At 63.6% G+C, this 9785-nt stretch carries 7 protein-coding genes; 1 reads left to right on the plus strand and 6 read right to left on the minus strand.

The window, feature by feature from the left end; all coding sequences use genetic code 11:
* Positions 1-92: 92 nt before the first annotated feature.
* Positions 93-2561, minus strand: a complete 2469-nt coding sequence (locus GTP69_RS23565; RefSeq protein WP_161057154.1) for a S9 family peptidase — start codon at positions 2559-2561, stop codon at positions 93-95.
* Positions 2562-2662: 101 nt separating this feature from the next.
* Between GTP69_RS23565 and GTP69_RS23570 the strand changes: the two genes are divergently transcribed.
* Positions 2663-3190, plus strand: a complete 528-nt coding sequence (locus GTP69_RS23570) for a CcdC protein domain-containing protein (RefSeq protein ID WP_229261118.1) — start codon at positions 2663-2665, stop codon at positions 3188-3190.
* Positions 3191-3238: 48 nt separating this feature from the next.
* Here GTP69_RS23570 and GTP69_RS23575 read toward each other — a convergent pair whose 3' ends face one another.
* From GTP69_RS23575 to GTP69_RS23595, 5 genes are all read right to left on the minus strand, one after another.
* Complete coding sequence (locus tag GTP69_RS23575) at positions 3239-6070, minus strand: ATP-binding protein (protein ID WP_161057156.1); 2832 nt, start codon at positions 6068-6070, stop codon at positions 3239-3241.
* A gap of 2 nt (positions 6071-6072) precedes the next feature.
* The gene (locus GTP69_RS23580) at positions 6073-6843 is read right to left on the minus strand and encodes a hypothetical protein (RefSeq protein WP_161057157.1); all 771 of its coding nucleotides are present in this window, start codon (positions 6841-6843) and stop codon (positions 6073-6075) included.
* Entirely contained in the window at positions 6836-8197 is a 1362-nt protein-coding gene (locus GTP69_RS23585) for a hypothetical protein (protein ID WP_110846513.1), read from the minus strand. Before GTP69_RS23585 ends, GTP69_RS23580 begins: the two co-directional genes overlap by 8 nt.
* Positions 8198-8278: 81 nt before the next feature.
* On the minus strand, positions 8279-9025 hold the full coding sequence (locus tag GTP69_RS23590) for a DUF3108 domain-containing protein (protein WP_161057158.1): 747 nt from the start codon (positions 9023-9025) through the stop codon (positions 8279-8281).
* A gap of 1 nt (position 9026) precedes the next feature.
* Positions 9027-9785: DUF3108 domain-containing protein (locus GTP69_RS23595; protein ID WP_161057159.1), on the minus strand; the 759-nt coding region annotated here is incomplete at its 5' end.

Consider the following 9785-nt stretch of genomic DNA (forward strand, 5'->3'; position numbering starts at 1 on the left):
GGCGGCGCGGGATCATCCACTGGGACAGGATCGGGGGCGCGGTGGAATAATTTCATGGTTGTCACTCCTGGCAAAAGAACACCAGCCCCATTCTACGCCGTTGCGTTTTTGACGTATTTCTCCAGCCAGGCATTGGTTTCGTACAGCATGTGCAGGATCGATTCGCGCGCGCGGTAGGCGTGCGATTCGTTCGGCAGCATCACCAGTCGCGCCGTGCCGCCCAGGCCTTTGATGGCCTGGAACATGCGCTCGCTCTGGATCGGGAAGGTGCCGGAGTTGCTGTCTTCCGCGCCGTGAATCAGCAGCATCGCATCCTTGATCTTGTCGGCGCTGTTAAACGGCGACATGGCCTGATACACCGCCGGCACCTGCCAGTACGGCCTTTCCTCCGACTGGAAACCGAATGGCGTCAAGGTGCGGTTATACGCGCCGCTGCGCGCGATCCCGGCGCGGAACAGGCGCGTATGCGCCAGTAGGTTGCCGGTCATGAAGGCGCCATACGAATGGCCGCCGACCGCGATCCGGTGCCGGTCCGCCACGCCGCGCCGCACCACCTCCTCCACCGCTGCTTCGGCAGATGCCACCAGCTGCGGCAGATAGGTATCGTTGGGCTCCTCGTCGCCACTGCCCACAATCGGGAACGACGGATTATCCAGCACCGCATAGCCCATCGCCAGGAAGGCCGCCGGCCCCCAGTAGCTGACGGCGTTGAAGCGGTATGGCGAACCGGTAGTCTGGCTGGCCGCGCCGGCCGACTTGAACTCCTGCGGATAAGCCCACATCAGCATCGGCAGCGGACCATCGCGCGCAGCATCGTACTCCGGCGGCAGCATCAGCGTCGCCGTCAGCTCCACACCGTCCGCACGCGGATAGCGGATCTGCTCCTTGTACACATCCTTCAACTGCGGCGTTGGATGCGGATAGCTGGTCAGCGCCGCCAGTTGCTCGCCTTCCGGCTTGGTCAGGTCTCGCAGATAATAATTCGGCCGCTCGGTCGGCGATTCGCGCGTGGTGAGCAGCAGCGTGCCATCGTCATTCAGCACCGCCGCCACGTTTTCAAAATACGGCGCGGCGCTCTGGAACAAACGCTCCTTGTGGCGCGTGGTCAGGCTCAAACGATCGAGGAACGGCCGGTCGCCTTCCGGCGTGGCGCCGGCGCCGTCCAGCAGCACCGTGGTGCCAGGGCCGATCAGCAAACGCGGGAAGCCGTTCGCATCGGCGCGCATCACCGGCGAGCCTGGGCTGTTGTAGCGGTCCTCGTAGGAGCCGGAATAAATCAGTTCCGGCGGCGTCGATAAATGCGCCGGTTCGATCATCCATTGCTTGTAATCGCGCGTCTTGTGCCAGCGCTCATTGATCAGCGCCACATCGTCGCGTCCCCAGGCAATGCCGGCGTAGCGCATGGTCAGCCGCGCCAGCACCTTGGGCGGTTCGCGGAACGGCGCCGCCTGCAGCAGCACCAGGTCACGGATGCCGTCCACCACCTCGCACGCCGGATCGCCGCCGTCCTGCGCCTCGGCCCACGCCAGGCTGGCCGGCGCATCGGAACGCCACGACACATGGCGCACGCCGACGGACACTGCGTCATTCCCCGGCGGCAGTCCCTCTTCCAGCGGCAGGTTGGCTACCGTGTGCACCACATCGCCATGCAAGTCGCGCACTTCGATCCGTTCGCCGAAACTGGACACCGGCACGATGTACGAATACGGCCGCGTAATGCTCTGCGTCAGAATGTACTCGCCGCTCGGCGACAGCGAGGTGCGCGAGAACTGGCCCGGCGCACCGACCAGCCGCGTCTTGCCATGCAAGTCGATGATCGCCATCTGCACCGTGACGTAATACTCGAACAGGCGCACGTCGTCTTCGCTCTTCAGCAGATCCTGGTAAGTGCGCAGCTGGCGCACATGGCCGTCCGAGGTCGAGTCCTGCTCGATCGGCCCGGACGGAATGCCGCTGCCCACCGGCGCCTTGCCCATGCCGGCCGGACGCCAATGCACCAGCAGCCCGCTGCTGTCCGGCAGCCAGTTGAAGCCGCGCGTCAGCACCGCCGACAAAGGTTGCGGCGACAGCTTGCGCGCCTTGCCTTCGGCCAGATCCACCACCCACAGTTCTACCGAGCCGCGCTCGCCCTTCAGCGATACATGGGTGAACGCCAGGTGGCGCTGGTCCGGCGACCAGCTCAGGTCCGACACGCGCAGGCCGCGCGGCAGGCCGCGAATGCGGCGCTCCTTGCGCGTGGCCACATCCAGCAAGGCCAGGTCGGTGCCGAACGAGAAACGGGACGAAGAACAGGTGCGCGGATTAATCCGCAGGCCGGCCAGCTTCAGCTCCGGCTGCGCCACTTCGGCGATGTCGGGCAGCGGTGGCGTTTGCACCACAGCGACGATGTCGCGGCGGGGACTGAGACTGAGGCCGGGCGAACGCGCCGCATCGACAATGGCTTGCAAGGCAGCAGGCGGCAAGCGATAACCACCGGACTGCGCCCCCTCCTGAGCACCTGCCTGCGGCGAAGAGGCCATCAACCCCAGATTCAGCGGCAGCACGGATAACGGTTTGTTCATGGGCGTCCTTTCAGTCCAGTTTGCGTATGCTAGCCTTGATTGCCGATCCGTGCCGTACAATCACAGTTTTTCAGATTTTCGAATTCGGACAGATTATGGAAATGACCACAATCGTATTGCTGCTGCTGGTGCCGCTGGCGGTATGGCGTATTTATTCGCGTCTCAAGATCGTCCTGGGCCGCACCAAGTCCGAACTGTGGCGCCATTACACCACGCTGGCCGTCATGATCGTCATGCTGCTGGCGGTCGCGGTACAAATCTTCGGCAACTGGATCGCCATGGCGGCACTGCTGGCCGGTGCGCTGGTCGGCGCCTTCCTCGGCCAGCGCAACTTCAAGATGAGCCGCCTGGAGAATCGCCCCGAAGGCTTTTTCTACACGCAGAACCGCAAGCTCGCCCTGCTGGTCATTATGCTGTTCATCAGCCGATTGATCTACCGCTTATTTGAGGCCTATCTGCACATGCACAATGGCCTGCCGCTCGATCCGGACTTCCTGGGCAATCCGCTCACGGCGTGGCTGTTTGGCCTGCTGGGTGGCTTCTACGGCCTGTATGCATGGCGGCTGGTGGAATGGCGCCGCGCGCAGAAGCCGGTGCCACGCCCGATTGACATCTTCGACATCAAATAAAAAAGGGCCGCGACATAGCGGCCCTCCTTAAGAAACGTTCCTTCCCGATCAAGCAGCTTTCGCTGCTTCGTCCTTACGGCGTTGCAGCACGAAGATCGGCTGCGCCCACTCGGTATCCTTTTTCTTCTTGCTCGTGATGAGCGTCAGTTCCGAAGGATCGTAGACGTCCGTATTGTGCGTCAGCGGGGTCGTCATCAGGTACTGGGCGTCGGTATTCTTAAGGAACTCGCCGACCAGCTGGATGTTACGGATATCCAGGTGGGCAAACGGTTCGTCGATGAACACGAAGCCGCCGGAGCCTTCTTCCGATTTCAGCAAGCCAATCAGCAGCACCAGCGATTTCATCACCTGCTGGCCGCCCGACGCTTCACCGTCGTTCATGCCGATCACGCCCTTGCCGTCAAACTTGAAGCGCACGTGCAGGCCGGCCTGCGCCAGTTGCACGTCGTCGTTCTCCAGTCGCACCGGATCGGCGCTCACCTCGATGCCGGCCAGCTGGCCCAGCTCCTTGATGTTGGCCGCATAGGTCTTGACGGTGTAGCGCAGACGCTCGATGTAAGCGCCGCGTGCATTGCCGGTGGCCTCGATCGCGCGGTTGTTCTGGTAGCGGCGCTCTTCGGTTTCCGACTGGCGCGAATGCAGCTGGTCGTTCAGGCGCTGGTACTGGTCGATCACGGTCGCATCCAGTTCCCAGTCGCTGCGCGCCAGGCTGGCTTCCAGGCTGTGCACCCGCAGGTTGACCTGGTGCGCATTCTGGTGTTCCTTGACCAGCGCGGTGCGGCGCGCAGGACGACGCCAGCCTTGCGGCAGATGGCGCCAGCTCTTGCGCAGCACCAGCAGCGCCTTGGCGTGTTCGGTACGCTGCTCCAGCACGCGCTTGTGATTCAGGCGCATGCCGGCTTCCGACTCCGACAAGGCGAAGCGCGCGTTCTGCCAGGTGGTGTCGGCGCGGGTGCGCGTGACCACGGCGGTCTTGATCAGGTTTTGCAGTTCACCCAGACGTGCACCGACTTCGCTGCGTTCGGCGCGCAGCGGCAAGGCGTTGCGCGCCGCTTCGTCGAATTCCTCGGCGCGCGCGCCCAGTTCCTTGGCCGCGTCCACGCCGGCCAGGCGGGTTTTCAGCGAACTGATTTCGGTCGCCAGCTTGGACACCAGCAGCGTCAGTTGATCTTCCTGTGCCTCCAGCGCCGGCAGCGATTTCTGGATCGCTTCCATACGCTGCGTGCGGCCGGCGGAACCGAAGCGGTAACGCGACACTTCCACGAACAGCGAGCGGCCGCCGCGGCGTTCGCGGTGATACGCGTCCGGCGTGATCCACTCTTCGTTACTGCCCAGCTTTGCGCCGACGTCCACGCTGTCCACGCGGGTAATGCGCGACAACTGTTCCACCAGCCATGCCGGCACCTTGGCCGAGAACTTCACCACCGACATCAGCGTGTCGTCCTTGACTACCGGTGCATGCACCAGGTCCGGCACGATGAAGTGGCGATAGCGTTCCTTCTCCGCCAGGCGGTACGCTGCAGCGGCGTCGGACGATTTATCCAGCAGCACCACGGAAGCATAGCCCCCCAGCACGCCTTCAATCGCGCCCTGCCACTTGGCATCGGTCACCTCGACGATGTCCGACAACATGGCGTGGCTGATGCCGGCGTCGTTCAGCGCGCGGCGCATGGTGCGCTGCACTTCCGGCTCCGGCATCGCGGTCTTGCCTTGCAGCGCGGAGATGGTCGACAGTTCGCCGGCGATCTTCGACGCTACCGCATCGCGCGCGGTGCGCTGGCGCGCCAGTTCGATTTCTTTCTCTTGCAGCGTCTTGGCCACTTCGGCCAGGTCCGAACCGGAGTCCGACGCCAGCTTTTCCAGACGCGCCTTCTGTTCCAGCAGGCTTTCCAGCGGCTTCAGTTTGCCGTTGATGTGCGTCAGGCGGGTTTGCAGCGAGGTCGATTCCTGCTCCAGCACCGTCTCGTGGCTTTGCGCGTCCGACAGCGCCTTGGCTTGCGCGGCCAACAGGTTGCGCTTGTCGGCCAGTTGCGAGTCGGCCTGCAGCAGCGGCTTGCGCGCTTCGCGCAGCTGGCGGCTCAGGTTAGCGTGCTTCTCGCGCGCTTCGTGATATTCCAGCGACGGCAGCACTTCCTCTTGCAGGTTGCGGCGCTCCTTGTTCAGGTCTTCCCACTGGTGGTAATTGGCCACGCGCAGGCGCAGGCCTTCCAGGTTGGTGCGGGAAGCTTCCAGCTCCGCTTCGAAGCGTTTCAGCTCCGTCTCGGTGTCGCGCTGGTGGCGCTTGGCTTCGTCGTAAGCGTCCAGCACTTCCTTGTCGCCGAATACCTGGAACACCAGGTCCAGCAACTGACGCGGCGCGTATTCGCACAGCTTGTCGGTTTCGCCCTGCTCAAGCGCCAGCACTTTGGCCATGGCCGGCGACAGGCCGGCTGCGGCCAGGCGCTTGCGGTAGTTTTCCACGCCGAGCCAATCGCTGCCTGGCTCGCCGATGTCTTCGATCTGCACATTACCCGGACGCATAAGGTACTGGCGCTTCCAGTCGCCGCCGTTCTTCTGGATCTGGCAGAACAGCGTGACTTCGTCGTCGCTGAAGAAGCCCGAGCTGCGGAACGGACGGTTGGACAGCTGGCGGCCCATCGGCTTGTTGTCCACCACGGCGCGCAGCCAGGCTGTCTGCTGGCCGCTGTGGCGCGCATAGTGCTTGTAGGTGCGGCCCATCGAGCAATCGAGGCCGAACAGCGTGCGCAGTGCATCCAGCAAGGTGGTCTTGCCGGAACCGTTCTGGCCCGCGATGGTGATGATCTTGGCGTCCAGCGGGATGTTCTTGATGCGTTGCCAGTAATCCCAGTGGACCAGTTCTAGCGATTTAATATGAAACATGCTTAGTCCTTGGCTGGAGTGTCGTCTTCAATCGGAGCCGGCGGCGGAGGCGGCGCTTCGAAGGCGGGAAGAATCTCTTCTTCGATGATTTCGTCGACGCTTTCAACCTCGATCGGCGGCGCGCTGCGCGGCACCGGAATGATCTGCGGCGGCGAACGTTTGAACACGTCGGCCAGCGCGCCGTTGACGATGCGCTCTTTCAGCACGTCGGTATCCATCAGCAGGTCCAGCAGCGGACCTTCGACGATCACGTCGCCGCGCCGTTCGATGAAGCCCAGCTTCGACAGGATGCCGAGGTTCATGTCCAGGCGCGTCTTCTTGCCCAGCTTATCGCCGAAGTCGGCCAGCAGCGCCTTGTAAGCGATGCCGATCGAGGTGTCTTCCGCGCGTGGCAGTGGTTTCTCGGTGCCGAACATATCGTTCTGGTCATCTTCCGCGTGCTGGTGGGTCTCCTGGCGTTCGCGCTTGGGCAGGATGATCTGCGCCCACAGCACCACCAGCAGCGCCACGCCATCGCGCGACAAGCCGAAGTTATTGTTTTGCCAGACATCCTTGGCGCCGAAAATCTTCGGCTCCATATTGCGGTGCAGGGCCAGCGTCACGTGGTCGGCATACACGTTGTCGAGTAGCTTGAGGCCAACCGCCAGCAGGCGGCCGTCGACCTCTTTGCGGAACTGTTCATCCGACAGCACGCGCTTGACCAGTTTGTCGTCGCGGCGCAGGGTCTGGTGCGACAGCAGGCGCGCGATCAGGATTTGGGAATCGTCATTCATCAGACTTGTCGCCTTCCGGATTCAAAGACAGTGAGAGGGAGGCAAGGGAAATCGCTGCGACTTCGAGGTCGGGCAGCTGGACCATTTCATCTTGTGGCGAGAACGTCACCGGCAGGCGCGCCAGCGCCGCCGTGGCGCCTTGCAGGCGGGCCTCGTCGGCGTCGCCCAGCAGCGGCAGCAGCGAGGCGCGGTACGAGGCCACGGCGAACGACGCCGGCAACAGCGACTCGTGCGCCTGGATGGCTTTCGGCGACTCTTCGGCGATGCTCGGGAAATTGCCCAGCGCCGCAAAGTCGGACAGGCGCGCCAGCCAGTCGTCCAGCTCCTGCTGCATGGCAGGGCCGTCGCTGATGGTGGTCGGTGCATCCTCGCCGGACGGCAGGCCATTGGATACGGTGGTGTTTATGCGGTCGGCCATTAATTCAGTTTCTGCTACGTCGATCATTTCTGCGGGCGTGATGAACAGCGGGACCACCGGCTGGTCGATGGCGTCGATGGCCAGCGAGGCCAGGTCGTCATGCAGCAGCAGCCAGCGCTTGATGTCGGTGGTGGACAGGCCGGACTGGCCCAGGTGCACCCGCTGGCGCTCGATCTGGTTCAGGGCGCGCGAGAACATGCCCTGCATGTTCAGCAGCGCCGATTGCGCGCGGCCGATGGCCTGCGCGGCTTTGTGCGTGGCGCTGTCGGCGTTTTCGTCGGTGAGGATGGCGCGCAGGATCTCCGAGCCCTTCTCCACCCAGTCGCAGGCCATGTGCCACTTGGCCTGCGAAGCGCGCAGGCGGAATTCGGAACCCGACGCAATCGCGTCCGAGAATTCCTCGGTCAGCTCCATCAGGCGGCCCAGCAGGTGATTCAGCTGGTCGACGGTAACGCCGCCCATCACCTGGGCGCCGGCCACCTGCGACAGCAGGAAGCCCATTTCGGCGTTGTCGTCTTCTTCCTTGCCCAGGGCGAGCAAGGCGTCGATGGCTGACAGCACGTTGCGCGCCATCGGCGTCACGCGGTACACGCCCTGTTGCGCATCCCACGCCAGCAGCTGGTTGGTGCGCAGGCGCATCAGCACCGTCTCCAGCGACTCGGGCAGCAGGTAAGCCAGGCGGGTATTGATGTCGGCGCGGGTGAAGCTGGTGGACGCGGTATCGGCGGCCAGCTCGCGCAGCACCAGCAGACGTACCAGCACGCCATCGAAACCGCCATGGAACAGCGCCGTAAACACCTGCAGCAGCGGCTGCGCGCGTTTCAGGTGATAGACCTGCTCAATCTCGTCGGCGGAAATGTGCGGCTGGAAGTGGGCCTGCAAGCTGTCTTGCACTTGCGGGTCCGATGCGGCTTCACTAGTTGTAGGTTCGATCATTCTTTGCCATTCTGTGCACCCCGCCATTGTATTTTTTACAAATAAACCTCATTGTCGCGGGGGCGTCAGTATAGCAGGAGCCTACTTCTTCACGACCTTTTCCAGAGTCTGGTCGACGAAGTCGCCGTCATTGTCGTTAAAGCGCACCCGCACCGGGTACCAGTCCATCGACGGCGCCAGCCACAGGTCGACCTGCTGGCCCTTGGCATCCGGCGGCGGCGCCTTGACCAGGTGCACCGCGCTGACGTCGCCGGCGCCGGTCTGCACGTTTTCGGTGCCGACTACCTTGAAGCTCCACTGCTCGGCGTCGCGGCGGCCGGCCACGAACAGATGCCATTCGCTGCCGGTTTTGAATTTGTCCGGCGCGGCGCGGCCCAGCGCGGCCAGCTGCCATTGCGCGCTGCTGCGATCCTGCTCCCCCCCGAGTATCGGATAGGTGACGTCGCTTTCAGTAAATGCAATAGCCTTGGCGTCGCGCTTGAAACTGGTGGTGTACGGTTCCTTGCGCATGCGCTTCTCGTAGAAGCTGGCCGGCGCCAGCCCGAAGTCGTCGATGGCGCCTTCGCTGCGGTTCTCGACCACCTTGCCGAAGATGGCGGCGCGACTCTCGGTGTTGATCGCGTATTTGCCGTCGCCGGCGCGCCACTGCACGGTGGCGGTGCCGTTCAGCGCCAGGCCGCTCTGCTTGATCTTCAGGTTGTAGCTCAGGTCCGCCGACGGCGGCACGCTGGTCGGGCGCTTGACGCTGGGATGTTCGCCGCTGGGCTCTGCTGCTTGCGCGGCATAGGCCAGCAATAGCGCGGCGCAGAGGGTAGTGATCTTTTTCATATTATTTACCTGCCTGTGTCATCTTGATGTCGGAGACGGTCTGCGTGTTCACAGCGCCGTTCCCCTCGGTTACGCGAATCTGCATCGGATACCAGTTGATTCCCGGCGCCAGCCAGATTTCCAGCTTGGACGAATACGAGCCGGGTTTCGCCGGCCGGCTCAAATGCCATGTCACGATCTTGCCGGTGTTGGTATCCAGTTCTTCTTCGCCCACCAGCTGGAAGCGGTTGATGGTGGCGTCCTTGGCGTCGGCGACCTGGATATCGATATCACTGCCAAACTGGTTGACGTCGGCCCGGCCGATGCCGCCCAGCTGGAACGGCACCGTGACCTGGTCCTGCGCGCCCACCATCAGCGGGAAGCTGGCTTCCGACGCCGAAAACGTGATGGTGCCGGCATCGCGGTTGAAGTGGGTCGCGGTTTCGGCGCGGCGCGCGCGCTTTTCCGTCGACTTGAGCGGCGCGATGCCGTAATCGTCAATCTCGCCCTCGCTGCGCGACGTCAGCAAATTCAGACGCGTGATCAGCAAGCTCAGACCCGCCTGCACCGATGCCTGATAGTGGCTGCCGTCAGTATGCCACGTCATGGTCGCGGAGCCTGTCCATTTGGTGCCGTCCGGGTCGACCCGGTCCAGCGACATCTCAAACACGGCGGGCGGCGGCAGGTTGACCTTGTAGCGCCGCATGCCCAAGCGCGGCGACGCCTCCGGCTTGGCCTCGGCCGGCGTGTCGCCCGGCGCCACTGCCGGCGGCGGCGTGCC

This window comes from Duganella levis (assembly GCF_009857605.1).
In the GTDB taxonomy this organism is placed as follows: Bacteria; Pseudomonadota; Gammaproteobacteria; order Burkholderiales; family Burkholderiaceae_D; genus Rugamonas; species Rugamonas levis.

Excerpts from the sequence above, each read along its gene's own strand:
- GTP69_RS23570 (WP_229261118.1), top strand. The coding sequence starts at position 2,663 with ATGACCACAATCGTATTGCTGCTGCTGGTGCCGCTGGCGGTATGGCGT.
- GTP69_RS23580 (WP_161057157.1), bottom strand. The coding sequence starts at position 6,843 with ATGAATGACGATTCCCAAATCCTGATCGCGCGCCTGCTGTCGCACCAG.
- GTP69_RS23565 (WP_161057154.1), bottom strand. The coding sequence starts at position 2,561 with ATGAACAAACCGTTATCCGTGCTGCCGCTGAATCTGGGGTTGATGGCC.
- GTP69_RS23590 (WP_161057158.1), bottom strand. The coding sequence starts at position 9,025 with ATGAAAAAGATCACTACCCTCTGCGCCGCGCTATTGCTGGCCTATGCC.
- GTP69_RS23585 (WP_110846513.1), bottom strand. The coding sequence starts at position 8,197 with ATGATCGAACCTACAACTAGTGAAGCCGCATCGGACCCGCAAGTGCAA.
- GTP69_RS23575 (WP_161057156.1), bottom strand. The coding sequence starts at position 6,070 with ATGTTTCATATTAAATCGCTAGAACTGGTCCACTGGGATTACTGGCAA.